General features: G+C 63.2%; 25 protein-coding genes. 18 read left to right on the plus strand and 7 right to left on the minus strand.

What is annotated here, in order from left to right; translation table 11 throughout:
* Positions 1-27: 27 nt before the first annotated feature.
* From ACKAMS_RS22300 to secA, 7 genes are all read left to right on the plus strand, one after another.
* Entirely contained in the window at positions 28-669 is a 642-nt protein-coding gene (locus ACKAMS_RS22300) for a dTMP kinase (RefSeq protein WP_019747780.1), read from the plus strand.
* A 116-nt stretch (positions 670-785) separates the two neighbouring features.
* Positions 786-1463: an MtrAB system response regulator MtrA gene (gene mtrA / locus ACKAMS_RS22305; protein WP_003941013.1), complete on the plus strand. Its 678-nt coding sequence runs from the start codon at positions 786-788 to the stop codon at positions 1461-1463.
* Positions 1460-3199, plus strand: a complete 1740-nt coding sequence (gene mtrB, locus ACKAMS_RS22310) for an MtrAB system histidine kinase MtrB (protein ID WP_019747781.1) — start codon at positions 1460-1462, stop codon at positions 3197-3199. The genes mtrA and mtrB overlap by 4 nt, the downstream gene beginning before the upstream one ends.
* A complete protein-coding gene (gene lpqB, locus ACKAMS_RS22315; RefSeq protein ID WP_020907106.1) occupies positions 3196-4974 on the plus strand; it encodes an MtrAB system accessory lipoprotein LpqB in 1779 nt (592 codons plus the stop codon). The genes mtrB and lpqB overlap by 4 nt, the downstream gene beginning before the upstream one ends.
* 33 nt (positions 4975-5007) lie before the next feature.
* Complete coding sequence (locus ACKAMS_RS22320) at positions 5008-5739, plus strand: ComF family protein (RefSeq protein ID WP_408989525.1); 732 nt, start codon at positions 5008-5010, stop codon at positions 5737-5739.
* Positions 5740-5914: 175 nt separating this feature from the next.
* On the plus strand, positions 5915-6595 hold the full coding sequence (gene hpf, locus ACKAMS_RS22325) for a ribosome hibernation-promoting factor, HPF/YfiA family (protein WP_003940893.1): 681 nt from the start codon (positions 5915-5917) through the stop codon (positions 6593-6595).
* Between the two features lie 130 nt (positions 6596-6725).
* Positions 6726-9569, plus strand: a complete 2844-nt coding sequence (secA, locus tag ACKAMS_RS22330; RefSeq protein ID WP_046378336.1) for a preprotein translocase subunit SecA — start codon at positions 6726-6728, stop codon at positions 9567-9569.
* Between the two features lie 52 nt (positions 9570-9621).
* On the opposite strand, the gene ACKAMS_RS22335 is transcribed toward secA, so the two are convergent.
* Positions 9622-10215, minus strand: coding sequence for an Rv3235 family protein (locus ACKAMS_RS22335; RefSeq protein WP_020723642.1), 594 nt, complete (start codon positions 10213-10215; stop codon positions 9622-9624).
* A 55-nt stretch (positions 10216-10270) separates the two neighbouring features.
* On the opposite strand from ACKAMS_RS22335, the gene ACKAMS_RS22340 reads away from it, so the two are divergent.
* The 6 genes from ACKAMS_RS22340 to ACKAMS_RS22365 all read left to right on the plus strand — a co-directional run bounded on the left by ACKAMS_RS22340 (position 10271) and on the right by ACKAMS_RS22365 (position 16501).
* The gene (locus ACKAMS_RS22340; protein ID WP_021343720.1) at positions 10271-10696 is read left to right on the plus strand and encodes an HAD-IA family hydrolase; all 426 of its coding nucleotides are present in this window, start codon (positions 10271-10273) and stop codon (positions 10694-10696) included.
* Positions 10690-12099 (plus strand): wax ester/triacylglycerol synthase family O-acyltransferase, encoded by a 1410-nt coding sequence (locus tag ACKAMS_RS22345; RefSeq protein ID WP_003940935.1) that lies wholly within the window; start codon positions 10690-10692, stop codon positions 12097-12099. Before ACKAMS_RS22340 ends, ACKAMS_RS22345 begins: the two co-directional genes overlap by 7 nt.
* Before the next feature lie 23 nt (positions 12100-12122).
* Positions 12123-12623 (plus strand): DUF6912 family protein, encoded by a 501-nt coding sequence (locus tag ACKAMS_RS22350; RefSeq protein WP_031330962.1) that lies wholly within the window; start codon positions 12123-12125, stop codon positions 12621-12623.
* Between the two features lie 92 nt (positions 12624-12715).
* The gene (locus ACKAMS_RS22355; protein ID WP_003940928.1) at positions 12716-13834 is read left to right on the plus strand and encodes a ferredoxin reductase; all 1119 of its coding nucleotides are present in this window, start codon (positions 12716-12718) and stop codon (positions 13832-13834) included.
* Positions 13835-13858: 24 nt separating this feature from the next.
* On the plus strand, positions 13859-15121 hold the full coding sequence (locus ACKAMS_RS22360) for an acyl-CoA desaturase (RefSeq protein ID WP_020907111.1): 1263 nt from the start codon (positions 13859-13861) through the stop codon (positions 15119-15121).
* A 138-nt stretch (positions 15122-15259) separates the two neighbouring features.
* Positions 15260-16501 (plus strand): fatty acid desaturase, encoded by a 1242-nt coding sequence (locus ACKAMS_RS22365; RefSeq protein ID WP_279218614.1) that lies wholly within the window; start codon positions 15260-15262, stop codon positions 16499-16501.
* A gap of 92 nt (positions 16502-16593) precedes the next feature.
* On the opposite strand, the gene rsgA is transcribed toward ACKAMS_RS22365, so the two are convergent.
* Positions 16594-17631, minus strand: a complete 1038-nt coding sequence (rsgA, locus tag ACKAMS_RS22370) for a ribosome small subunit-dependent GTPase A (RefSeq protein WP_007731200.1) — start codon at positions 17629-17631, stop codon at positions 16594-16596.
* A complete protein-coding gene (aroA, locus tag ACKAMS_RS22375; protein ID WP_046378339.1) occupies positions 17580-18893 on the minus strand; it encodes a 3-phosphoshikimate 1-carboxyvinyltransferase in 1314 nt (437 codons plus the stop codon). The genes rsgA and aroA overlap by 52 nt, the downstream gene beginning before the upstream one ends.
* A gap of 49 nt (positions 18894-18942) precedes the next feature.
* Here aroA and ACKAMS_RS22380 point away from each other — a divergent pair, with 49 nt between their 5' ends.
* Positions 18943-19695 (plus strand): SOS response-associated peptidase, encoded by a 753-nt coding sequence (locus tag ACKAMS_RS22380; RefSeq protein ID WP_020969226.1) that lies wholly within the window; start codon positions 18943-18945, stop codon positions 19693-19695.
* A gap of 3 nt (positions 19696-19698) precedes the next feature.
* On the opposite strand, the gene ACKAMS_RS22385 is transcribed toward ACKAMS_RS22380, so the two are convergent.
* Together ACKAMS_RS22385 and ybaK are read right to left on the minus strand one after the other, a co-directional pair.
* Complete coding sequence (locus ACKAMS_RS22385) at positions 19699-20412, minus strand: SIMPL domain-containing protein (protein WP_021332569.1); 714 nt, start codon at positions 20410-20412, stop codon at positions 19699-19701.
* A gap of 24 nt (positions 20413-20436) precedes the next feature.
* Positions 20437-20931 carry a Cys-tRNA(Pro) deacylase gene (ybaK, locus tag ACKAMS_RS22390; RefSeq protein ID WP_020907113.1) on the minus strand — a complete coding sequence of 165 codons (495 nt, stop codon included), beginning with the start codon at positions 20929-20931 and terminating at the stop codon, positions 20437-20439.
* Between the two features lie 207 nt (positions 20932-21138).
* On the opposite strand from ybaK, the gene ACKAMS_RS22395 reads away from it, so the two are divergent.
* Positions 21139-21837 (plus strand): sigma-70 family RNA polymerase sigma factor, encoded by a 699-nt coding sequence (locus ACKAMS_RS22395; RefSeq protein WP_019747795.1) that lies wholly within the window; start codon positions 21139-21141, stop codon positions 21835-21837.
* Positions 21834-22115 (plus strand): mycothiol system anti-sigma-R factor, encoded by a 282-nt coding sequence (rsrA, locus tag ACKAMS_RS22400; RefSeq protein WP_003940722.1) that lies wholly within the window; start codon positions 21834-21836, stop codon positions 22113-22115. Before ACKAMS_RS22395 ends, rsrA begins: the two co-directional genes overlap by 4 nt.
* Before the next feature lie 102 nt (positions 22116-22217).
* Here rsrA and ACKAMS_RS22405 read toward each other — a convergent pair whose 3' ends face one another.
* Positions 22218-22292 (minus strand): 50S ribosomal protein bL37, encoded by a 75-nt coding sequence (locus ACKAMS_RS22405; RefSeq protein ID WP_022597109.1) that lies wholly within the window; start codon positions 22290-22292, stop codon positions 22218-22220.
* Positions 22293-22428: 136 nt separating this feature from the next.
* Here ACKAMS_RS22405 and ACKAMS_RS22410 point away from each other — a divergent pair, with 136 nt between their 5' ends.
* Both ACKAMS_RS22410 and ACKAMS_RS22415 read left to right on the plus strand, forming a co-directional pair.
* A complete protein-coding gene (locus tag ACKAMS_RS22410) occupies positions 22429-22644 on the plus strand; it encodes a biotin/lipoyl-binding carrier protein (protein WP_007731208.1) in 216 nt (71 codons plus the stop codon).
* 8 nt (positions 22645-22652) lie between these two features.
* Positions 22653-24155, plus strand: coding sequence for a sensor histidine kinase (locus tag ACKAMS_RS22415; protein ID WP_019747797.1), 1503 nt, complete (start codon positions 22653-22655; stop codon positions 24153-24155).
* A gap of 119 nt (positions 24156-24274) precedes the next feature.
* On the opposite strand, the gene ACKAMS_RS22420 is transcribed toward ACKAMS_RS22415, so the two are convergent.
* Positions 24275-24529 carry a WhiB family transcriptional regulator gene (locus ACKAMS_RS22420; RefSeq protein WP_003940950.1) on the minus strand — a complete coding sequence of 85 codons (255 nt, stop codon included), beginning with the start codon at positions 24527-24529 and terminating at the stop codon, positions 24275-24277.
* Between the last annotated feature and the right edge of the window lie 155 nt (positions 24530-24684).

The following is a 24684-nucleotide window of genomic DNA, read 5'->3' on the forward strand; positions in this document are numbered from 1 at the left end:
GCAGGCCGGGGGATAGGCTTGTCCGCCGTGGGAACACTGGTGGCATTGGAAGGCCTAGACGGAGCTGGAAAGCGAACGTTGATCGGCAAAGTGGAGACCGAACTCCGCCGCGGCGGCACGTCGATCGCGACTCTGGATTTTCCGCGGTACGGAAAGTCGATCCACGCGGATCTTGCTGCCGAGGCGCTCAAAGGATCACACGGAGACCTGGCCGAATCCGTGAACGCGATGGCAGTCCTGTTCGCTTTGGACCGCGCCGGTGCTGCGGATCGGATCTCGGAACTGTTGTCCACCAACGACATTGTTCTCCTCGACCGCTACGTTGCCTCCAACGCTGCCTACAACGCGGCGCGAGTGCATCAGGGCGTGGACGGCGAGATGGTCGCCTGGATCCGTGAATTGGAGTTGGGTCGTCTCGCTCTCCCCGCTCCCGATCTGCAGCTGTACCTCGACGTACCGGTAGCTCTGGCCGAGCAGCGCGCCCGCTCCCGTGAGGCCCAGGACGCGTCGCGTCAGCTCGACGCCTACGAGCGCGACGGCGGTCTGCAGGCCAGAACCGGTGAGCTCTACAAGCAGTTGGCAGCGACGAACTGGGCCTCACCCTGGTGGATCGTGGGGCCGGAGACGGACCCGGCCGATCTGGCACGCAGGCTCGCGGATTTCGCGTGATCGGTCACCCTGGCAGCCGGGATTCGAACTTTCCGGCACAGTAGAGGGAAAGACGCGGCACGCCGCACGGCCTCGTAACGGTCTGATTCATCGCTCCGAGATGCAACGATAGGGATATGAAACCAAGGATTCTGGTTGTCGACGACGACACGGCACTCGCCGAGATGCTCACGATCGTGCTGCGTGGTGAGGGTTTTGATCCCTACGTGGTAGGCGACGGAACCCTGGCGCTCGCGGCAGTGCGTGAGACGCGCCCCGATCTCGTCCTGCTCGATCTCATGCTTCCCGGAATGAACGGGATCGACGTATGCCGGGTTCTGCGTGCGGATTCCGGTGTGCCCATCGTGATGTTGACGGCCAAGACCGACACCGTCGACGTCGTGCTCGGCCTCGAATCCGGTGCGGACGACTACATCATGAAGCCGTTCAAGCCGAAGGAGTTGGTGGCGCGAGTTCGCGCTCGCCTGCGCCGCACCGAAGAAGAACCGGCCGAGCTGCTGAGCATCGCCGACATCGTGATCGACGTTCCGGCGCACAAGGTCAGCCGCGGCAGCGAGCAGATCTCGCTCACACCACTCGAATTCGACCTGCTGGTCGCGTTGGCGCGCAAGCCGCGCCAGGTGTTCACCCGTGAAGTCCTTCTCGAGCAGGTGTGGGGATACCGCCACGCCGCCGATACCCGTCTGGTGAACGTGCACGTTCAGCGTTTGCGCGCCAAGGTCGAAACTGATCCCGAGAATCCCGAAGTGGTTCTGACGGTCAGGGGGGTCGGCTACAAGGCCGGACCGCCGTGAGCGGAGTTTCCAGGTGGCGTCGTCGTCTCAATCGACGGCTGACGCCATTTCTGCGGTGGTGTCACTCGATGAGCAACACCCTCGCGCACACGTGGCGACGCTCGCTCCAGTTGCGAGTGGTCGTCTCGACTTTGACGTTGTCCTTGATCGTCATCGTCATTCTCGGTGTCGTGCTGACCAGCCAGATCACCGATCGACTGTTGGAAACGAAGATCACCGCGGCAACCGAGGAAATGGACCGTGCCCGCGGCATCGTCGAAGACCAACTCGCGGGCGTCGACGATTCGACGGCGCTCAACGTTCAATTGGAAAGCGCTGCATCCGGACTGACGAGCCGTCGCAACCAGACCTCGGGACAGGCCTCCGGGTCGGCCGGCACCTTCGACCCGGTGCTCATCGTGCCCGGGGACGGGCCGCGCCAGCCGACGAGTTCGGGACCGGTCGATCAAATCCCCGACAATCTGCGCGAGTTCGTCAAACGCGGCCAGATCAGCTACCAATTCGCGACGGTGTCCAACCCGAACGGTTACTCCGGTCCCGCGCTGATCATCGGTAGCCCCACCGCGTCGTCGATATCGGGACTCGAGCTGTACCTGATCTTTCCGCTCGCAAGCGAAGACCGGAGTCTGTCGCTTGTTCGAAGCACCCTGCTGATCGGTGGAGCCGTGTTGCTGGTGCTCCTGGCTGCGATTTCGCTGTTGGTTGCCAGGCAGGTCGTGCTTCCCATCCGATCGGCCTCACGAATCGCGGTGCGTTTCGCAGACGGCCGACTCAAGGAACGAATGCCGGTCCGCGGCGAGGACGACATGGCGCGTTTGGCCATGTCCTTCAACGAGATGGCCGAGAGTCTGTCCAAACAGATCACCCAGTTGGAGGAGTTCGGCAGTCTCCAGAAACGCTTCACCTCCGATGTCAGCCATGAACTCCGCACACCACTGACCACGGTCCGCATGGCAGCCGACCTGATCTACGACGGCAGCGAGAACCTCGACCCGATGCTGCGTCGGTCGTCGGAACTGCTTGTCGCCGAGCTGGACAGGTTCGAGGGGCTTCTGGCGGACCTCCTCGAGATCTCCCGCCACGACGCCGGTGTCGCGGAACTCGCATCCGAACAACTCGACGTGCGTATGTGTGCGCGAGCGGCCGTTTCCACGGTTCGCCATCTCGCCCGCGAATCCGGCACCGAACTGATCGTGGACATGCCGGACGAGCCCGTCATGGCGGATGTCGATCCGCGCCGCGTCGAACGCATCCTGCGAAACCTCCTGGCCAACGCCATCGACCACGGTGAGGGGAAGCCGATTCTGCTTCGCCTTCGCGCCGACGACAATGCCCTCGCCTTCATCGTCCGCGACAGTGGCGTCGGGTTGCGTCCGGGCGAGGAGAAGTTGGTCTTCAACCGGTTCTGGCGATCGGACCCGTCCCGCGTGCGCCGCAGTGGCGGCACCGGACTCGGCCTCGCGATCAGCGTCGAAGACGCGAATCTGCACGACGGCAAGCTCGAGGCCTGGGGCGAACCGGGAGTCGGCGCCTGCTTCCGGCTGACGCTCTCGCGCACCCGTGGCAAGAAAGTCGTGTCGAGCCCACTGCCTCTCAAGCCGACGACCACAAAGTTCGTCCGCACCCCGAGCGAAGCCGACATCGTCGCCGATACCGTCGGCGAGGTCACGTCGTCCCTGCCGACTCCGCGCGAATCGGACTCGCGGAACGAGTCCAACGGTGGGGATCGATCATGATCGGAACCCGCCGCCGTCTGGCACTTCTCGCAACAACGCTCAGCGTGCTGTTGCTGACCGGCGCGTGCGCGAGTCTGCCGGAATCCTCCTCGCCGCAGGCAATCGGAACTCTGGCAACAGCCGTGCCCGGAACCTCCGTCGAATCACCGGCATCGGGGCGAGAGCCGGACTTGCTGGTACGTGACTTCGTCAAGGCGAGTACCGATCCGTCCAACCGGCATGCTGCAGCCCGTCAGTACCTCACCAAAGACGCCTCGGCGCGCTGGGACGACGCGGCCAGTGCCGTCATCGTCGACAAGATCGACACCCTGTCGGCGTCGCGAACCAGTTCCGAAGCGGTGTACACGATTCGTGTGAACAAGGTCGGTCGCCTCGACCCCGGCGGGCTGTACGTCCCCGAAGAGGGCAGCTTCGAAGCGAAGATGACGCTGACGTTGACCGATGGCGAATGGCGTATCAGCGATCTGCCACCCGGTGTGATCATGGAGCGCCCGCAGTTCCTCGGCGCATATCAGCGGAAGTCGTTGTTCTTCCTCGACCCGACGAGCCAGACAGTCGTCCCCGATCTTCGCTGGATCTCCGGCGGACAGGACCAGGTGGCAGCTCAGCTGATCGGCCTGATGATCGACGGACCGAAGGCAGCGCTGGCGCCGGCTGTACGAAACGAACTCGGCAATGGCGTGTCGGTGATCGGTCCGATCACCAAGGCCGACGGCAAGCCGGGACAGGTCGGAGTCGGTCTCGGCGGTGTGCGCATCAACTTCCGTCTGGACAACCCGATGGATGCTGCGACGCGCGGTTTGTTTGCAGCGCAAGTCATCTGGACGCTCGCCAATGCCGATGTCGCGGGGCCGTACGTTCTGGAGATCGACGGCGAACCGCTGGACGCTGCTCATGCGGAAGGCTGGACCACCGCCGACGTCGCGTCGACCAACCCGCTGGCCACCACGAGTGCGACCGTCGGACTGCACGCACTGCGCAACGGTTCACTGGTGAGCGTCAGCGAGCAGGAGGCGACTCCGGTGCCCGGTTTCGCGGGCAATGCGGGCAACCTCACGGCGGCTGCCCTCTCGCGGGACGGCAAGTTGGTCGCAGCCGTCGCAGACACCGCTCGGCCGGATCCAGCCACCCGGTTCGACTTGTCGCTCGGTACATACGGCGATGGTTCCGCTCCGGTGCTCGAAGGCAGCGCCATCACCCGACCTTCGTGGGAGCTGGACAACAATGCTGTCTGGGCGGCGGTGAACGGCAATACCGTCGTTCGGGTCGTCCGCGAACCAGGAACCGGTCGGGTGTCGGTCACCAACGTCGATGTCGGGGCCTTGACGTCGGTCGGTTCCACGATCTCTGAATTACGTTTATCCCGCGACGGCGTGCGAGCCGCGATGATCATCGACGGCAAGGTCTACCTGGCCGTGGTCGTGCGCACACCCAGCGGGGTCTACGCCCTGACGAGTCCGCGTGCGGTGGCGTCCGGCTTGGGAAGTACCGCGCTCTCACTCGACTGGAGCAACAGCGACACCATCGTGATCGCGCGCAGTGGAGCCGATATACCGGTCGTCCAGGTCGCGATAGACGGTTCACGAATGGACGCGCTGCCGAGTGGAAACCTGACCGCTCCCGTCACCTCCGTGGATGCGTCGCCGACCACCGAGTACGTCGCCGACGCGCGTGCGGTGTTCCAACTGAACAACAACGACCCCGCCGGGGATCGACGCTGGCGTGAAGTGACTGTGCTGACCGGACAGAAGGCGATTCCGGTTCTACCTGGCTGACGTCTCTGTGCTCTGGTGCATGTCGGTGCTCTGATGCATGTCGGTGCTCTGATTCATGATTCGGCCATGGGGGACAAGAAATTCGGTGCCGGATTGCTCGATCTGCTGTTGCCACGCGAGTGTGGTGGGTGTGGCCGCACGGGGACACTGTGGTGCGGTGAGTGCGCGGAACTGCTGCGTGACCATCCGGTTCAATTGAGTCCGCGCGTAGACCCGGGCGTGCCGGTCTGGGCACTCGGCCGCTACGACGGCCCCAGGCGGCGCAGTGTGATCGAGATGAAGGAACGGGGTCGTCGAGACCTCGCGACGCCTCTGGGGATCGCTGTGGCCGGCGCATTGGGCACTCTGGAACGGTGGGGCGAGGTCGGCGGCGGGGGTCGTATGCCGATCATGCTGGTGCCTGCTCCCACACGCGCCCGAGCGGCGCGTTCTCGCGGGGGTGATCCGGTTCGCCGGATAGCCGAGAGTGTGCGCGAAAAGCGGGAAGTTGGTTCTGTCGAGGGGTGTCCGGTACGTGTCTGTCCGATTCTCCGGATGACGCGAGGCGTACGTGACTCGGTCGGACTGTCCGCGGCCGACCGGGTGACCAATGTGAACGGTCATGTGTCTCTCGACACCACTGCAGTCTCTTCGATTGTCGGGGACGGCGACATCGTCCTGCTCGACGACGTCCTGACCACGGGAGCGACTGCGGCAGAGTCGGTTCGGGCTCTCGCGCTCAGTGGGATTCGGACAACTCTCGTGCTTGTTCTTGCAGGGGCTTAGATGAATTTCGTTGGAACAGTGGCACTCGCGCGCGTTACGTACTAGCGTCGGCGGCACACCCGAAAATACTGGTAGGAGGTGGTACTTCGATACTGGTGCCGGGCGGATCCCCTCTCGGTACTTGCAGAATTTGCCGCCGCCCACCGTGGGGCGGGGCCGTAATTGGGAGGTACGAGTGACGACCCCTTCGCAAGCCTCGTTTTTCATCGAGGACGCCACCATCGAGCGTTCCGAGAATGCCGCAGCTCCGAGATCCGACGTCGTAGTCAAGGGACGAAATGTCGAGATCCCCGATCACTTCCGAATCTACGTTTCGGAAAAGCTGGCGCGACTCGAACACTTCGACCCCTCCATATTCCACTTCGACGTGGAACTTCAACATGAACGCAACCGACGACAGGCCAAGAGTTGCCAGCGCGTCGAGATCACCGCTCGAGGTAAAGGCCCGGTGGCCCGAGCCGAAGCGTCCGCAGACAGCTTCTACGCCGCCTTCGAATCGGTGATCGACAAGCTCGAAAGCCGCCTCCGTCGAACCAAGGACCGCAAGAAGGTCCATTACGGCGACAAGCGACCGGTGTCCGTCGCGGAGGCAACCGCCTCCCTCGTCGACGCAGACTCACTCGGAGTCACACCGGACATTTCGCTGAACGGCCAAGAGCCGGACGAGTACGACGGCCCGGGACGCGTGGTCCGCACGAAGGATCACCCGGCCGAGCCGATGACCATCGACGACGCTCTGTACGAGATGGAACTGGTCGGACACGACTTCTTTCTCTTCCATGACAAGGAGTCGGACAAGCCGTCCGTCGTCTACCGTCGTCACGCTTTCGACTACGGATTGATCCGCCTGACATGACCCAATCGGTGGTGGGTTTGCTCGCTCGCCGCCGGTAGCGCCTACCATGGAATCCGGCCGGAGTTTTCGGACCCCGGCCGGATTTTCAGTGTGTGACCCCTGTCGCCGAAGATTGAGGACGAAGAAGACTGTGCCGTCGCTGTCGCTATCGAAGCTGCTCCGTGTTGGTGAAGGTCGCATGGTCAAGCGGCTCAAGCACATCGCCGAGCATGTGGAATCTCTGTCGCCCGATGTCGAAGGCCTGACAGACGAGCAACTCAAAGCCAAGACCACCGAGTTCCGTGAGCGCTATGCCGCCGGGGAAACTCTCGACGAGTTGCTGCCCGAGGCATTCTCCGTGGCCCGTGAGACGTCGTGGCGCGTGATCAACCAGAAGCACTTCCACGTGCAGATCATGGGCGGCGCGGCCCTGCACTTCGGCAACGTCGCCGAGATGAAGACCGGTGAGGGCAAGACTCTGACGTCGGTTCTTCCGGCTTATCTCAACGCGATCGCCGGTGACGGCGTCCATGTGGTCACGACCAACGACTACCTCGCCAAGCGTGACTCCGAGTGGATGGGTCGCGTTCACCGCGCCCTCGGCCTCGAGACCAGTGTGATTCTCTCGGGCATGACCCCGGCTGAGCGCCGCGTCGCCTACGCAGCCGACATCACGTACGGCACCAACAACGAGTTCGGCTTCGACTACCTGCGCGACAACATGACGCATTCGCTGGACGACCTGGTCCAGCGTGGCCACGCGTTTGCCATCGTGGACGAGGTCGACTCGATCCTCATCGACGAAGCCCGAACCCCGCTCATCATCTCGGGCCCGGCCGACGGCTCCAGCAAGTGGTACAGCGAGTTCGCTCGCATCGCGCCGCTGCTGAAGAAGGACGTCCACTACGAGGTCGACATCCGCAAGCGCACCATCGGTGTGCACGAGGCGGGCGTCGAACTGGTCGAGGACCAGCTCGGTATCGACAACCTGTACGAAGCCGCGAATTCTCCGCTGGTGAGCTACTTGAACAACGCGATCAAGGCCAAGGAGCTCTACACCAAGGACAAGGACTACATCGTCCGCGACGGTGAGGTCATCATCGTCGACGAGTTCACGGGCCGCGTGCTGGTCGGCCGCCGCTACAACGAGGGCATGCACCAGGCGATCGAGGCCAAGGAGAAGGTGGAGATCAAGGCGGAGAATCAGACTCTCGCCACCATCACCCTGCAGAACTACTTCCGTCTGTACGACAAGTTGTCCGGCATGACGGGTACCGCCGAGACGGAAGCTGCCGAGCTTCACCAGACCTACACCCTCGGTGTGATCCCGATCCCGACCAACCGCCCGATGGTCCGAGTCGACAACGGCGACCTCATCTACAAGACCGAAGAAGCCAAGTTCGACGCGGTGGTCGACGACGTCGTCGAGCGCCACGAGAACGGCCAGCCCGTCCTGATCGGTACCACCAGCGTCGAGCGCTCGGAGTACCTGTCCAAGCAGTTCACCAAGCGCGGCGTTGCACACAACGTCCTCAATGCGAAGTTCCACGAAAAGGAAGCGACGATCATCGCCGAGGCCGGTCGCTCCGGTGCGGTCACCGTCGCGACCAACATGGCCGGCCGCGGTACCGACGTCGTTCTCGGTGGTAACCCGGACATCATCGCGGACATCGCGCTGCGCAAGAAGGGCCTCGATCCGGTCACGACGCCGGACGAGTACGAAGCAGCCTGGGACGCAGTCCTGGACGAGGTCAAGGCTGAGGTCAAGGCAGACGCGGAGAAGGTCCGCGACGCCGGCGGCCTGTACGTTCTGGGCACCGAGCGTCACGAATCGCGTCGTATCGACAACCAGTTGCGCGGTCGTTCCGGACGTCAGGGTGATCCCGGCGAATCGCGGTTCTACCTTTCGCTCGGTGACGAGCTCATGCGCCGCTTCAACGGTTCGGCACTCGAGTCGATCATGACGCGCCTCAACCTTCCCGACGACGTCCCGATCGAAGCCAAGATGGTCTCGAAGGCCATCAAGAGCGCTCAGACTCAGGTCGAGCAGCAGAACTTCGAAATTCGCAAGAATGTCCTCAAGTACGACGAGGTCATGAACCAGCAGCGAACGGTCATCTACAAGGAGCGCCGCCAGATCCTCGAGGGTGAGGACATGGAGGGCCAGGTCGAGCAGATGATCACTGACGTGGTCACCGCCTACGTCGACGGTGCCACCGCCGAGGGATACGTCGAGGACTGGGATCTCGAGCAGCTGTGGACCGCGCTCAAGACGCTCTACCCGGTCGGCATCGATCACAAGACGTTGGCAGGGGAGGACGGCGCAGGCATCAACAGTGACCTGAGCCGTGACGACCTGCGAACCGCTTTGCTCGAAGACGCCCACGCGGCGTACAAGAAGCGCGAAGCCGAGATCGATGCGATCGCCGGCGAAAACGGTATGCGTGAACTCGAGCGTCGTGTCTTCCTCTCGGTCCTGGACCGCAAGTGGCGAGAGCATCTCTACGAGATGGATTACCTCAAGGAGGGAATCGGTCTGCGTGCGATGGCCCAGCGCGATCCGCTGGTCGAGTACCAGCGCGAGGGTTACGACATGTTCATCGGCATGCTCGACGGATTGAAGGAAGAGTCCGTCGGATTCCTCTTCAACCTGCAGGTCGAGGCAGCTCCGGCGCAGCCCGCGAGCGGAATCTCCGTCACGGCCGGCTCGGCCGCTGCGGCGTCCGCCACGGCGCCCAAGCCGCTCCCGACGCAGGAAGCCGCAGCCAGGACAACCGGAACTGCTGCCCCGACGGCGTTGCGCGCCAAGGGACTTGACGACGAAGGTCCGTCGCGATTGACGTACACCGGCCCGGACGAGGACGGTAAGGCGAAGGCAACGCGGGACTCGGCCGCCGACTCCGGTGACGGGGCCGCCTCGCGCCGCGAACGTCGTGAAGCAGCACGGACGCAGTCGAAGAGCAATCGAGCTCCGAAGTCCAAGCGCAAGCGCTGAGGTTCAGTACAGCTGAGCTACCAGCGCAGTTAGTACTCAGCAGGCTGGACGGTCACACCACGTGTAGTGCGGTGACCGTCCAGCCTGTTCCGTCTGTATGGTCGATCCGACCCGCGACGGCAAATGTCTGCGTGCCTCGTGTGTACGTCGCACAGACTTCGGCGGTACTCTTCGACACTGCTTGAACGTGGGTGCGGTGAACGGCCGCGCCGCCCAGCTTCCGGGCCGAAAATTCCGAAGTATAAAGTCGCGCAACAACTTCCAGGACGGACGGCGTCAATACGCCCTTGAGTTGCCGCGGATTTCGTCGCCGGTCGACGGTTTCGAGAACCAGGCGAAGTGATCGGTTCCAGAAGATGTCGGCACCCGCCAACTGCGGTTCCAGCACGTGAGTGAAACCGGCACTGGACGACGTCCCGTTGTGTGGTGTCTTTCGTGGGCGACGCAGCATTCGGTCGGTTCGGCACTGCGCTCGGTCGGGTCGGCACTGCGGCCGCGTAAGCGCGACGGTATGCGCGTGAGGCTCGAATTGTGGTGCCGGCTCGAGAATGATTGTGCAGTCCTGCTCCATGACATCCCCCCGGATGATCGTGCGTCCGAGATGGTCGTCTCGGACTTCGCTCCCCCGAGCGATGGTGAGAAGCATGACACGAAACGCTCGAGATGTCGCCGTGATCACCATCGCGACTTAGGGTGATGGCGTGCGGGGACTTCTGTTGGATGTCGGTGGCGTGCTGTTCGGTCCGGGATCGGATCTCGACGGCTTGAGCGCGGTCGTGCGCGCGGTGAAGGCCCGCGGAATCGTGACGGGAATCGTCAGCAACGATCCCGGCGGTGCCAATGCTCAGTGGTTGCGGGATCTCGGAGACGGGGTCTTGGTCGACGACGTGATCTTGTCCGGTGATGTCGAGATGGCGAAGCCCGACGCCGAGATCTATCTGTTGGCGGCGAGTCGTTTGGGCGTCGAGCCGGAGGACTTCGTTTTCGTGGATGATCTCGAAATCAACGTCCGGGCGGCGGTGGCGGTCGGGATGGTCGGGGTCCACCACGTCGGCTCGGAATCGACCATCGAGGAGTTGTCGATTCTGTTCGATCTCGGCGACGGAGGGGACACGAAGCCATGGTGAACAGACTGACGACTCAGGATGCTGCTTTCTACTTCCTCGAAGCCGGGACGACGCCGATGCATGTCGGCTCGTTGGGGATCTTCAGGCAACTGCGAAACGGGATCGATCACGAGGAATTGCTTCGTCTGGTCGAAGAGCGGCTCGGATCGGTTCCGCGTTACCGCCAGCGAGTGCGTGAGGTGGCGTTCGGCCTGGCCCGCCCCGTGTGGGTGGACGACTCGGATTTCGACATCACCTATCACGTACGCCGATCGGCTCTGCCCAAACCAGGTTCCGATGAACAGCTGATGGATCTGATCGCGCGGCTGACGTCGAGACCACTCGACAGCACGAGGCCGTTGTGGGAGATGTACCTGGTCGAGGGGCTGACCAGAAACAGATTTGCCATCTTCACGAAGTCTCATTCGTCGTTGGTGGACGGCGAGGCGGCTCCAGAGATCAGTCAGGTGATCTTCGATCCGGAGAAGAATCGAGCGCCAGGCCCCGAAGAATTGTGGATGCCCGCCAGGCCGCCGAGCGATACCAGCTTGTTGGTCAGTGCAATGGCAGATCTCGTGACGAGCCCGGGGGAGGGGATCGCACGGGCGCGTGCAGCGTTCAACGACGTGACCACATCCGTCACCGAGGCTGTGAGTGCACTCGGGAAACTTGCGGAAGTGGTTCGAACGGCGACCCAGGTGGCCCCGTCGAGCCCGCTCAACGCCACCATCTCGCGCAATCGACGCCTTGCGGTGGCCAAGACGTCTCTCGAGGACTATCGACGTATTCGCGCGCGGTACGGGTGCGAGATCAATGACGTGATTCTCACCGTCATCGCGGGCGCGATGCGGAACTGGCTGCTCTCGCGTGGTGAGCCGGTGACCGAGGCGACCATCGTGCGGGCGATGGTGCCCATGTCGGTGTACACGGACGGCCCCGAGAGTCCCGACGTCGACGATCCGCAGGCGCCGGGGCATGTTTCGTCGTTCCTCATCGACCTGCCTGTCGGTGAACCCAACGCGGTTGTTCGGCTCTCTCACGTGGCGCATGCGACGGAGGCATTCGCGCGTCAGGGTCGGCGGGTCACCGCGCAGACGATGGTGCGAATGTCTGGGTTTGCGCCGGCGACGCTGCATGCGATGAGCTCCCGTGCGGCCAGTAGTCTGTCGCAGCGAATGTTCAACTTGATGATCACCAATGCGCCAGGGCCACAGTTCCCGCTCTACCTCGGTGGGGCTCGGATGCTGGAGATGTATCCGGTGTCGCCACTGCTCAAGAATCAGACACTCAGCATCGCCCTGACGTCGTACGACGGAAATGTCTACTACGGTTTGAATGCCGACCGTGACGCGATGTCGGACGTCGACGTCGTTCGTTCGCTGATCTTCGAGTCACTCGAGGAATTGACGGATGCGAGTCGGTGACGAACGAGCATGAAGGTGGTCTCATGAGGGTGTACGTACCGGCGACGGTCGAGATTTTGCAGAAGTTGGTCGCAGATCAGGAGTTCGACCCGATGAGCCGGACGGCTTTTGCGGTCACCCCGACTCTGCGTGAGTCGTACGCGGCGGGCGATGACGACGAGTTGGCCGAGGTCGCCATGGGTGAGGCTGCGCGTGCGTCGCTGCGCCTGATCGCCGGAACCGAGGGTGACGTCACCTTCCGGCGTGCTGTCGTTGCCGCCGACGTCGACGATGCCGATGTGAAGTTGCGGCCCGATCTCGACGATTCTGTAGTTCGATTGGCGGGTCCTCTGACGATGGCTCAGGTTGCATCTGTGCATGTCGACCTCCAACAGGCAGAATCGGACATCGAGCGCGCTGCTGGCATAGTCGACGCGGCGGATCTCGGTGACGCCGATGCCGAGTTCACGCTCGGCGACGCGGAGGACCACGAGTTGGCGTGGTACGCCGCGCAGGAGTTGCCGTTCTTGCTCGACCTGCTGTGAATGTGCTTACCGTGAAGTAACCTACGGTACCGTAACCTGATAACCTACGGTACCGTAGGCAGTGGGTTCGGAAGGTGAGAGGTGGAGGTCTGATGGGTCTGAAGGACTGGATCGAGGCACCGGCAGCGTCGGTAGTTCCGGCAGCGCGGTCGAAGCTCAATCTGCTTCGTGGTGCGGCGGCGCGGCTGACCACACCATTGCTTCCCGACGACTATCTGCACCTCGCAAATCCGTTGTGGTCCGCCCGCGAGCTGCGTGGTCAGATCGTCGAAGTCCGGCCTGAGACCACGGATTCGGCGACCATCGTCATCAAGCCGGGTTGGGGATTCGACTTCAACTACCAGCCGGGGCAGTACATCGGCATCGGTCTGCATATCGACGGACGCTGGCATTGGCGGTCGTACTCACTTACTTCGCCTCCCAACTGGGAGAACAAGCGCATTTCCATCGCGGTCAAGGCCATGCCAGAGGGCTTTCTCTCGAGCCACCTCGTCAGCGGGGCCGTGCCGTCGGGAACCATCGTTCGACTGGCCACGCCTTCGGGCAACTTCGCGTTGCCGGATCCGCCGCCGGAGAAGATCCTGTTCATCACCGCCGGCAGTGGCATCACTCCGGTCATGGGCATGTTGCGGACGATGAACCGGCGCGGTCAATTGCCCGACGTCATGCACATCCACTCGGCGCCGACGGAATCCGACGTGATGTTCGCCGACGAACTCACGGCACTGCACGCCGAGCACGAGGACTTCGTGAGTCACGTTCAGCTCACTCGCCGCGACGGAAAATTCAAACTCAGTTCTCTCGACACGGTCTGCCCCGACTGGCGTGAGCGCCACACCTGGGCGTGCGGACCCCTTCCGTTGCTCGACGAGCTCGAAGACGTCTGGAAGGCGGAAGGCATCGAGGATCGACTCCATATGGAGCGATTCGCGGTTTCACGCATCGACGCCTCGGCGGACGGCGGCACGGTCACGTTCGAGAAGTCGGGTAAGACGATCACCGTCGACGGCGCGACGACGCTTCTGGAAGCCGGCGAGCAGTCCGGCGCCTTGATGCCCTTCGGTTGCCGCATGGGCATCTGCCAGACGTGTGTCGTGCCTCTCGTCGCCGGCCACGCAATCGACCTACGCTCGGGAAAACAGCACGCGGAGGGCGAGCGGATTCAGACGTGCATCTCCGCTGCCGCCGGCGACTGTACGCTGGACGCATAGCTTCTAGGCACACGGAGGACCACGGTGGCCATCACCGATATCAAAGAGTTTTCGCACCTCACCGAGGCCGATGTCGAAGCTCTCGGACGTGAACTCGATCAGATTCGACTAGACATCGAAGACTCTCGTGGAATCCGGGACGCCCGCTACATTCGTCGCGTCATTCGCGTCCAGCGGGCGTTGGAACTCGGTGGGCGTATCGCGCTGTTCGGCAGTCGGTACCGACCGGCATGGCTGGTCGGGACGACCCTGCTGAGCCTGTCGAAGATCATCGAGAACATGGAGCTCGGGCATAACGTCATGCACGGGCAATGGGACTGGATGAACGATCCCGAGATTCACTCCGTTTCGTGGGAGTGGGATCAGACCGGTCCTTCCGAGCACTGGAAGCGTGCCCACAACTACCAGCACCACACGTACACCAACGTCGTCGGGATGGACGAGGACCTCGGTTTCGGGATCCTGCGTATGACGCGTGACGAGCCGTGGAAGCCGATCAACCTCTTCCAGCCGATCGCCAACGTGATCTTGGCGGCCACGTTCGAGTGGGGCATCGCGCTGCACGACCTCACGGCGGCAGCCGAGTTGGAGGGCGCGGAAAAGGGGCAACTGAACTCGCAGGCGAACAAAGACTTCGCGCGCAAGATCTTTCGTCAGGTGGGCAAGGACTTCATCTTGTTCCCCGCGCTGACGGGGCCGGCGTGGAAGTCGACCATGACGGCCAATGCCACCGCGAATCTCGTGCGCAACCTGTGGGCGTACGTCGTCATCTTCTGTGGTCACTTCCCGGACGGCGCCGAGAAGTTCACCGTTGCCGAATTCGAGCAGGAGACTCGTCACGAGTGGTACCTGCGCCAGATGCTCGGTAGCGCGAACTTCAATTCGGGCAAGCTCATGGGACTCATGAGTGGCAACCTGAGCTACCAGATCGAGCACCACGTCTTCCCTGATCTGCCGAGCAACCGCTACCCCGAAATTGCCGTGAAGATGCGTGCATTGTGCGAGAAGTTCGATCTCCCGTACACCACCGGTTCGCTCTTCAAGCAGTATCTCCTGGCGCTGCGCACGATCCACAAGCTGGCCTTGCCGGACAAGTGGCTGACTGCGACCTCGGACAATGCTCCGGAAACGTCCTCGGAACTACGGTTCCGTGACTCAGGGTTCCGGGACGCAGCCATGGCGATGGTCGAGGACCTGCGTACCGATCCGGTCACCGGCAAGCGCCTCGGATTGTTGACCGCACTCAAGTCGCAGGCGCGTTCTCGCATGCCGAAGCGCCGGAAGTGATATAGGTTACATCGGGAAAAACCTAACCTACGGTGCCGTAAGTTACGCTACAGTAGGTGCAGTTGATCTGAACGATTCGAAGTCATGATCGTTCTGCACTTACTACTTTGCGCCTAACTCACTGCTAGGAGGCTTTCCATGGCGATTGCAGATGTCAAGGAATATGCACATCTCACGGACGCCGACATCGAGGCGCTCGGCCGCGAACTCGACGCGATTCGTCGCGACATCGAGGAGTCGCGCGGCGAGAGGGACGCGCGCTACGTGCGCAACGTCATTCGCCTGCAGCGTTCACTCGAAATCGGCGGCCGCGCAGTGCTTTTCGCCAGCCGTCGCCGTCCGGCGTGGCTCGCCGGAGTTGGCCTGCTGACGCTCTCGAAGATCATCGAGAACATGGAACTCGGGCACAACGTGATGCACGGTCAGTGGGACTGGATGAACGACCCGGAGATCCACTCCACCTCGTGGGAGTGGGACGTCACCGGCCCGTCTGCGCACTGGAAGCAGACCCACAACTACCTGCATCACAAGTACACCAACGTCCTCGGAATGGACGACGACGTCGGATACGGACTCCTGCGCGTCACCCGCGATCAGCGATGGAAGCCCTTCAACGCCGGCAATCTGGTCTACAACACGCTGCTCGCGCTGTTCTTCGAGTACGGCATCGCCGCACAGCACCTCGAGCTCGGCAAGGTGGCCAAGGGCCGCGCCGACAAGGAAGAGACCCAGCGCAAGCTCCGCGAGGTCGGCGAGAAGATCGGCAAGCAGGTCCTGCGCGACTACGTCATCTACCCGGCCATCACCGGCCCGGCGTGGAAGAGCACGTTGTCGGCCAACTTCACCGCCAACACCCTGCGGAACGTGTGGACCAACGCGGTCATCTTCTGCGGTCACTTCCCGGACGGTGCCGAGAAGTTCACCAAGGAAGACATCGACAAGGAAACGCAGGCCCAGTGGTACCTGCGTCAGATGCTCGGCAGCGCCAACATCGAGGGCAGCGCGCTCATGGACTTCATGACGGGCAACCTGAGCTACCAGATCGAGCATCACCTGTTCCCCGATCTGCCCAGCAACCGCTACAAGGACATCGCGGTCACGGTGCGTCAGCTCGCGGACAAGTACGACCTGCCGTACACGACGGGCCCACTTGCCGTGCAGTACGCCAAGTCCTGGCGCACCATCGCCAAGCTGTCGCTGCCCAACAAGTACCTCAAGGACACCGTCGACAATGCGCCCGAGACGGCGTCGGAGCGGATGTTCGACGGCGAACTGACGTCGACTGTCGATCCCGTGACCGGGCGTCGTAACGGTCTCAAGAGCGCCATCGCACGTAAGCGCAAGAGTGGAAAGCTGCGCAGCCTCCTCGGCCTGCGCTGATTTCCCGCCTGCGCTGACCAGACGCAACAAGCGGCCCGACACCATTCGACATGGTGCCGGGCCGCTTTGCTGTTCTAGCCAAGGGGTGTCGCTCAGTACTGATCGTTGGACTTGATCGCTTCCAGCAGTTGTCGCACAGCGACGACGCGTCGAGCGGATTTGCCCTCCAGCAGGTCGAGCTTGCATTCGGGGTCTGCCGGCGGCCCGAGGTGCGTGCATCCGCGCGGGCAATCCTCGATCGCCGCAGCGAGATCCGAGAATGCAGCCACCACGTTCTCGGGCGAGATGTGCGCCAGACCGAACGAACGGATGCCCGGGGTGTCGATCACCCAGCCGCCACCGGCGAGGGGGAGTGCCACCGATTGCGTCGATGTGTGCCGGCCCTTGCCGACGCCGGATACGATGCCGACCGCTCGATTGGCATCGGGGACAAGGCGATTGACCAATGTCGATTTTCCGACGCCGGAATGTCCGATCAGGGCGGTCAACTTGTGCTCGAGGATCTGCGTCAGTTCGTCCAGGGGATCGTCGCGACCGGCGACGACCACTTGGATGTCGAGGTCGGCGAAAGTGCTCGCGAATTCCTCGGGTGGTTCGAGGTCGCTCTTGGTCAGGCAGACGATCGGTGTCAGGCCACCCACGTAGGCGGCGACCAGTGCGCGCTCGACAAAACCGGTGCGCGGTGGGGGATCGGCGAGTGCCACGACGATGAGCAACTGCTCCGCGTTCGCGACGACGATGCGTTCGAAGGGATCAGTGTCGTCGGCCGTCCGTCGCAGAACCGTTGAACGCTCGGAGACCCGGACAATGCGGGCGAGGGTGTCGGTTTTGCCGGACAGATCGCCGACGATGTCCACCTGATCGCCGACGACGATGGGGGTTCGGCCAAGTTCGCGGGCGCGCATCGTGACGATCAGTCGGTCGGGATCGCCGCCGAGGACGCAACCCCAACGGCCACGATCCTTCGACACCACCATCCCCGATTCGGCCGAGAGATGTTCGGGCCGAGTCTTCGTACGGGGGCGGGATCCGCGGCCGGGACGTACCCGGACGTCGGACTCGTCGTACTGCCGCGGACTCAGAAGCTTGCCTTCGGTGTCGCCGGCGAACTCTCGAGCATGTCGATCCACATGTTCTCGAAGCCGGGCAGTGTCTTGGCTGTGGTTCCGACATCGTCGACGTCGACGCCGTCGACGACCAGGCCGATGATGGCGCCGGCTGTTGCCATGCGGTGGTCGGCATACGAGAGCCATTGTCCGCCATGGAGTTCCGCGGGAACGATCGTCAGGCCGTCGTCGGTTTCGGTGACCGAGCCGCCGAGCTTGTTGATCTCGTCGGCGAGGGCGGCCAGACGGTCGGTCTCGTGCCCGCGCAGGTGTGCAATACCTCGTAGATGCGAGGTGCCCTCGGCGAGAGCGGCCAGGGCCGCGACGGTGGGGGTCAGCTCTCCCACGTCGTGGAGGTCGATGTCGATGCCGCGCAGTTTCTCCGGGCCGCGAACGGTCAGCACGCCGTCGGCAAGAGTGACGTCGGCGCCCATCGAGGCGAGGATCCCGCGGATCGCGTCGCCGGGCTGCGTCGTCGACGACGGCCACATCGGGACGCTGACGGTTCCGCCGGTAACAGCGGCTGCGGCCAGGAACGGTGTGGCGTTGGAGAGATCGGGTTCGATCGCCCAGTCCACGGCGCGCACCGGCCCCGGTGCCACCCGCCACGTGTCTGCGTCTCCGCCCGTGGCTGGTGTCGTCACGGAAACTCCGGCTAGGCGGAGCATCTCGACGGTCATGTCGATGTGTGGCATGGACGGGACGGGCTTGCCGTCGTGGTGGACGGTGACACCTTCTTCGAAGGCGGCAGCCGAGAGCAGCAGACCGGAGACGAACTGCGACGAGCCGGATGCGTCGATGGTGACCGTTCCTCCGCGTAGGGATCCGGTTCCGGTGACGGTGAACGGGAGTGCGTCACCCTCGATCCGAGCGCCGAGACCGCGCAGTGCCTCCAAGATGGTGCCGAGGGGGCGTGTGCGTGCTTGCTCGTCGCCGTCGAAGCGGACGATGCCGTCGGCCATCGCGGCGAGCGGCGGCAGGAAGCGCATCACGGTGCCGGCCAGGCCGCAGTCGACCTCGCCGCCGCGCAGGGGCCCAGGGGTGATGCGAAGCGTGGTCGGATCGCCGGCTTCCTCGACGCCGATGCCGAGGTCACGCAGAGCTGCGATCATCAGGTCGGCGTCACGGCTGCGAAGTGCACCGGTAATCGTGGACGGGCCATCCGCAAGTGCGGCAAGAATCAGAGCTCGATTGGTGATGGACTTGGATCCGGGCAGCGTCACCACTGCATCGACGGGTGCTTGGGCCCTCGGGGCGCTCCACAGACTCAGACTCACATGGTCCATCTTCTCTCATCGGTGGGGGAATGGTCGAAACCGTGCCACCCTGGGTGTCATGTGCGGAAGGTATGCGACCACAGCGGACCCGGCCACCCTGGCGGTGGAACTCGATGCGCTCGACGAGACGGACCACTCGGCGCCCGTCGAAGCCGATTACAACGTGGCCCCCACGACCGAGGTGTTGACCGTCGTCGAACGCCACGATCGGGAGAACCCCGACAGCGATCCGACCAAGAGGATTCGGCGGATGCGGTGGGGATTGGTGCCGTCGTGGACCAAGGAACTGGGCAAAGGCCCGGTCCTGTTCAACGCCCGCGCCGACTCGCTGGCGGAGAAGCCGGCGTTTCGGACCGCCTTCAAGTTCAAGCGTTGCCTGGTCCCCATGGACGGGTGGTACGAGTGGCAGACCGAGGCCACCGGCGGGAAAAAGGCAGCGAAGATTCCTTACTACATGCACCCCGACGACGGATCACGGCTGTTCATGGCGGGCGTGTGGTCTGCCTGGCGGGACCCGAGGGTCGAGAACGCGAGCCCCGTCCTGAGCTGCTCGATCGTCACAGTCGACTCTCTCGGTCACCTCGAGCAGGTTCACGACCGCATGCCCCTCGCCCTGCCTCGTGACCGCTGGGAGGCGTGGCTCGATCCCGACAACACCGTCGATTCGGCTCTGCTCGAACCGGTACCGGACCTCTTCGAGCGGATCGACGTCGATCGAGTCCGGCCGCTGGTCAACAGTGTCAAGAACAACGGGCACGAGTTGATCGAGCCGGACGTCGACCGTGCCGGCGAGCAGATCAGCCTGCTCTAGTGGTCAGCCGAGAGCCCAGGTAACGGTCACCTCGAACGAGACCTGCTGGGTTCCCGGGGCGAGGACCATGTCGGACATCGAGGCGTCGGGAGCGCGCATGGTCTGACCGCCACTCGTGTCGTGTGCCTCGGTGATGGTCACGACGTTCTCGAGCGACGTACCGGACAGATCCGCGTACTGTTCGGCACGGTTCTTCGCGTCCTCGAAGGCCCGGGTGCGAGCGTCGGCCAGAAGCTGAGAGTCGTCGTCGATGGCGAAGGCGACGTTACCGAGCCGTGCCGCGTTTCCACCCGCCGCGATGCCGGCGTCCAGGACAGAAGAGGCCTTGTCGAGATCGCGCACGACGATTCGTACCGAGTTGGTTGCCCGGTAGCCGGTCACGTTGCCGCCGACGAACGGTCCGCCGCTGGCGTCGTACTGCGGCTGGACGGACAGATCGCTTGTCTGCACGTCCTCGGGGGCCACACCGGCGGCGACTATCGCGTCGATCATCTGACGGGCCTTGTCATTCGCCTCCGAGACCGCTCCCGATACATCCGGGGCAACCACCTCGATGCCGATGTCGGCATTGAGGATGTCCGGCGCCCCGCGGACCTGCCCTGATCCGACTACCGTGACTTCCTTGGCGGCATTGTCCGAACTCCCGCAGGCCGTCAGCGAGACGGTGAGAGCTGCCGCTGCAGCGGTCAGTGCAAGAGTTTTCAGGTGTGGTCGCATGGTGAGAACGTAGCGACCGGATACTCAGCCCGCCGTGATTTGCGCCGTGACCGCGCCACTCAACTGCGCGAGGTCCGTCGGAGCCAGCTCGATCTCGAGCCCGCGTCGACCGGCGCTGCAGAGAATGCGGTCCCAGTCGAGCGCCGACGCATCGATCACGGTCGGCAGTTTCTTGCGCTGGCCGAGCGGCGAGATACCGCCGAAGACGTAGCCGCTCGAACGCTCGGCTTCGGCGCGATCGGCCATGACGGCTTTGCTTGCACCGAGGGCAGCGGCTGCGGCTTTGAGCGAGAGCTTGTTCGGGACCGGCAGGACCGCGACGGCGAGCTTGCCGGTGTCGAGTTTGACGACCAAGGTCTTGAAGATCTGTGCGGCCTCGACTCCTACCAACTCGGCCAGTGCAGTGACCGCCTCGTCGCCGAACGATTCGGCGCGAGGATCGTGGTCGTAGCTGTGAACGCGGTGCGGTGTCTTCGACTTGTCGAGAAGTGCGGTCGCAGGGGTCGCTGTTCCGGCCATAAGGAGCACCCTATGTGGATCGCCGACAGGTACATCCGACCAGGCCGGGAACAGAGTCGCAGACTCCCGTGTTGGTACCAGTTGATGAAACTTGTCCCGAGAAGCGAAGGAGCGACCGTGCTGGCTGTGTGTGAGCCACCACCGGCCCGTGGGTCGGATCTTCAGTTGGCGGTAACCTTGATCCCTACGGCTAGTGAAGGGATCAGAGTGCTGGAACACGACCGGCCCAAGGACGAACCGTCAGGGGTAACTGAACCTATCGACGGCGCTGTGTCCGAAACGCCCGAAACTGCGGATGAGTTGATTGCCCGGTTCGAGCGCGACGCGCTCCCGCTGCTCGACCAGTTGTACGGCGCTGCCCTGCGCATGACGCGGAATCCGGCTGATGCCGAGGATCTCGTGCAGGAGACGTACGTCAAGGCGTACACCGCTTTCCGTTCGTTCCGTGCCGGTACCAACCTGAAAGCCTGGCTGTACCGGATTCTCACGAACACCTACATCAACTCGTACCGCAAGAAGCAGCGCCAACCCGCGCAGTATCCGACGGACGAGATCACCGACTGGCAGTTGGCCGCCACCGCCGAGCACACCTCGACGGGGCTGCGATCGGCCGAGGTGGAGGCGCTCGACGCGTTGCCTGACGATGACATCAAGGCGGCGCTGCAGTCGCTTCCCGAGGAATTCCGTATGGCCGTGTACTACGCCGATGTCGAAGGATTCCCGTACAAGGAGATCGCGGAGATCATGGGCACACCCATCGGAACGGTGATGTCGCGACTGCACCGTGGTCGCAAGCAATTGCGTGGTCTCTTGGCCGATGTCGCAAAAGACCGGGGATTCAATCGGGACGGCGCGGTCGACACAGCCACAGTCGCAGCCACCGAGACGGAAGGTGTCACACGATGAGTGAGCAGGACGAATTCGAAAGGCTCGACTGCTCGGCAGTCATCGCCGACGTCTGGTTGATGCTCGACGGTGAATGCGACGATTCGAGTCGTGCTCGCCTGCAGCGTCATATCGACGATTGTGGATCGTGCCTCGAGGCCTACGGGATCGAGGAGAAGGTCAAGAGCCTGATCAACCGTAAGTGCGGTGGAGACCACGCGCCGGAAAGCCTGCGTCAGCGGCTCACCGTCGAGTTGCGTCGGACCATCGTCATAACGACTACCGAAACCGACAGCTAGCCCGTCAGCGAAGATCTGAGCGGCAGCAGTCGGAAGGCAGTAACGCCGAGGGGCGGGGAAGCAATGCTTCCCCGCCCCTCGGACGTTTTGTTGCGCTACATGTCAGGCGTTTGGACGCTTGCCATGGTTAGCGGCGTTGCCCTTACGGCTGCGCTTCTTACGACCACGCTTACCCATGATTGGTCTCCCTTCTGTTTCTTTCGCGTCATTGTTTCACGCCGATGCCGGTGTGGTTCCATTGGCAGGTCGATCGAGTGATCCGTCGACGTATTTTCGTGGTCAGAGTGCAGTTCCGACAGAAGTGAGGTTCACGATGGCAGAAGACGTGCGCGCCGAGATGGTTTCGACGGTCTACCAGGTCGTCGTGAGCGAGGGAGACGTCGTTGCGGACGGCGACACCCTGGTCATCCTCGAATCCATGAAGATGGAGATTCCCGTCCTGGCCGAGGTTCCGGGAACGGTGACGACGGTGGGCGTCAAGGTCGGCGACGTGATTCAGCAAGGCGATCTGATCGCCGTGATCTCCTAAGCCGGACGATGTCCACTCTCAGTGACCTCCTCGCCGAACACACCGATCTTCCCGGTGCGGCGGTCGACCATCTCCAGCGCGTCGTGGGGGAGTGGCAACTGCTCGCCGACCTCTCCTTTGCCGACGTTCTCCTGTGGGTGGGCACCGAATCGGAGAAGAACCGATCCGAGGGGACGGTCATCTGCGTCGCGCATTGCCGGCCGACAACGGCATCGACGGCTTTTCCGGAGGACGCAGTCGGAACGGTCGTTTCCGAGTCCGAGCACCCGCAGGTTCTTCGCGCTCTCGTCGAGGGCCGCGTCGTGCGCGGGGAAGACGAGACGTGGCGTGAAGGAATGCCGCCGCGTCGGGAAGCCGTTCCGGTGCGTCTGGACGGGCGAGTCATCGCGGTTCTGAGCCGCGACACCAACCTGTCGCACCAGCGAGCGCAGAGTCCGCTCGAGCTCGCGTATCTCGATTGCGCCGAAGACCTGTGTCAGATGATCAGCGACGGAACCTTCCCGATCCGAGAATCGCGCTCCGACACGAACTCGAGCCCACGTGCGGGCGACGGCTTCATCCGTCTCGATACCGAAGGCACCGTCGTCTATGCCAGCCCGAACGCGCTCTCGGCCTATCACCGGATGGGTCTGAGTTCGGATTTGGTGGGCCAAGACCTCGCGGCGTTGACCCGTTCGTTGGTCACCGACCCGTTCGAGTCTCAGGAAGCTGCGGGATACATCCGAGATACGTTGGCGGACAAGCCCGGTCGCCGTATGGAGATCGAGGCGCGCGGGGCGACCGTTCTGCTGCGAGCCCTGGTTCTCAAGCCGGGCGGCCGGCATGTCGGTGCGGCGGTCGTCGTCCGCGACGTCACCGAGGTCAAGCGTCGTGATCGCGCTCTCCTGAGCAAGGACGCAACCATCCGCGAGATTCACCATCGAGTGAAGAACAACCTGCAAACCGTCGCGGCGCTTCTGCGTCTACAGGCCAGGCGAACCGGCAACGACGAAGCGCGACAGGCGTTGACAGAGTCGGTGAGGCGCGTGACGTCCATCGCCCTCGTTCACGACACCTTGTCGATGTCGGTGGACGAAGAGGTGGATCTCGACGAGGTGATCGACCGGTTGGTTCCCATGCTCTCCGATGTCGCGGGAGTGGGTGTGCCGGTGGCGATTCGGCGTGAGGGCAGTTTCGGAGTGTTCTCCGCCGAGCGCGCCACCCCGCTGGTCATGGTGCTGACGGAGTTGGTGCAGAACGCGATCGAGCACGCTTTCGATCCGGGAGTGACCGGCACGGTCACACTCAGCGCCGAGCGTTCTGCGCGCTGGTTGGACGTGATCATCCACGACAACGGGCGCGGCCTGCCGGAGAACTTCGACCTCGAGAAGTCCGATCGGCTCGGACTCCAGATCGTGCGGACTTTGTTGGGCGCTGAACTCGGTGGCTCGCTCGGACTGCACCCGGGAAGCGGTGGCGGCACCGACGCGGTTCTGCGTGTGCCGCTCGGTAGACGCACTGCGCGTTACTGATTCGAGCAGCGTTAGCGATTCGAGCAGACAAAAAGCCCGACACCATGTGGTGTCGGGCTGTCGTCTTCGACTGTGCGGAGGGGCTGTTCTCCGCCGCGAGTCGAACGTCTCGGTTCGACCTAGACGGAAGTGCGTGCACGGGTACGTGCGTTACGACGCTTGAGTGCGCGGCGCTCGTCTTCGCTCATTCCGCCCCAGACGCCTGCATCCTGACCGGACTCGAGAGCCCAGGACAGGCACTCGGCGGTGACGGGGCAGCGGTTGCAGACAACCTTGGCATCAGCGATCTGAGCGAGGGCCGGTCCACTGTTTCCCACCGGGAAGAACAGTTCGGGATCCTCGTCGCGACAGATTGCGTTGTGGCGCCAGTCCATCTTTTTTCGCTCCTTAATTGGGTGTGTATTCACACCATTTGGTACCAATGAGTTTGTGTGTGCGTCATCAATGTTTCCGCACTGTTACTTGTGAATGCTTTCACGAACTCGCGGTATGTCAATAGGTTTGAACGGGTTCGTGGGCCAACTCACTA

This window comes from Rhodococcus sp. 5A-K4 (genome assembly GCF_046097995.1).
GTDB lineage: Bacteria > Actinomycetota > Actinomycetes > Mycobacteriales > Mycobacteriaceae > Rhodococcus_F > Rhodococcus_F erythropolis.

Excerpts from the sequence above, each read along its gene's own strand:
- mtrA (WP_003941013.1), top strand. The coding sequence starts at position 786 with ATGAAACCAAGGATTCTGGTTGTCGACGACGACACGGCACTCGCCGAG.
- lpqB (WP_020907106.1), top strand. The coding sequence starts at position 3,196 with ATGATCGGAACCCGCCGCCGTCTGGCACTTCTCGCAACAACGCTCAGC.
- ACKAMS_RS22320 (WP_408989525.1), top strand. The coding sequence starts at position 5,008 with ATGCATGTCGGTGCTCTGATTCATGATTCGGCCATGGGGGACAAGAAA.
- ACKAMS_RS22335 (WP_020723642.1), bottom strand. The coding sequence starts at position 10,215 with ATGCTTCTCACCATCGCTCGGGGGAGCGAAGTCCGAGACGACCATCTC.
- ACKAMS_RS22345 (WP_003940935.1), top strand. The coding sequence starts at position 10,690 with ATGGTGAACAGACTGACGACTCAGGATGCTGCTTTCTACTTCCTCGAA.
- ACKAMS_RS22350 (WP_031330962.1), top strand. The coding sequence starts at position 12,123 with ATGAGGGTGTACGTACCGGCGACGGTCGAGATTTTGCAGAAGTTGGTC.
- ACKAMS_RS22355 (WP_003940928.1), top strand. The coding sequence starts at position 12,716 with ATGGGTCTGAAGGACTGGATCGAGGCACCGGCAGCGTCGGTAGTTCCG.
- ACKAMS_RS22365 (WP_279218614.1), top strand. The coding sequence starts at position 15,260 with ATGGCGATTGCAGATGTCAAGGAATATGCACATCTCACGGACGCCGAC.
- aroA (WP_046378339.1), bottom strand. The coding sequence starts at position 18,893 with ATGGACCATGTGAGTCTGAGTCTGTGGAGCGCCCCGAGGGCCCAAGCA.
- ACKAMS_RS22380 (WP_020969226.1), top strand. The coding sequence starts at position 18,943 with ATGTGCGGAAGGTATGCGACCACAGCGGACCCGGCCACCCTGGCGGTG.
- ACKAMS_RS22385 (WP_021332569.1), bottom strand. The coding sequence starts at position 20,412 with ATGCGACCACACCTGAAAACTCTTGCACTGACCGCTGCAGCGGCAGCT.
- ybaK (WP_020907113.1), bottom strand. The coding sequence starts at position 20,931 with ATGGCCGGAACAGCGACCCCTGCGACCGCACTTCTCGACAAGTCGAAG.
- rsrA (WP_003940722.1), top strand. The coding sequence starts at position 21,834 with ATGAGTGAGCAGGACGAATTCGAAAGGCTCGACTGCTCGGCAGTCATC.
- ACKAMS_RS22410 (WP_007731208.1), top strand. The coding sequence starts at position 22,429 with ATGGCAGAAGACGTGCGCGCCGAGATGGTTTCGACGGTCTACCAGGTC.
- ACKAMS_RS22415 (WP_019747797.1), top strand. The coding sequence starts at position 22,653 with ATGTCCACTCTCAGTGACCTCCTCGCCGAACACACCGATCTTCCCGGT.
- ACKAMS_RS22420 (WP_003940950.1), bottom strand. The coding sequence starts at position 24,529 with ATGGACTGGCGCCACAACGCAATCTGTCGCGACGAGGATCCCGAACTG.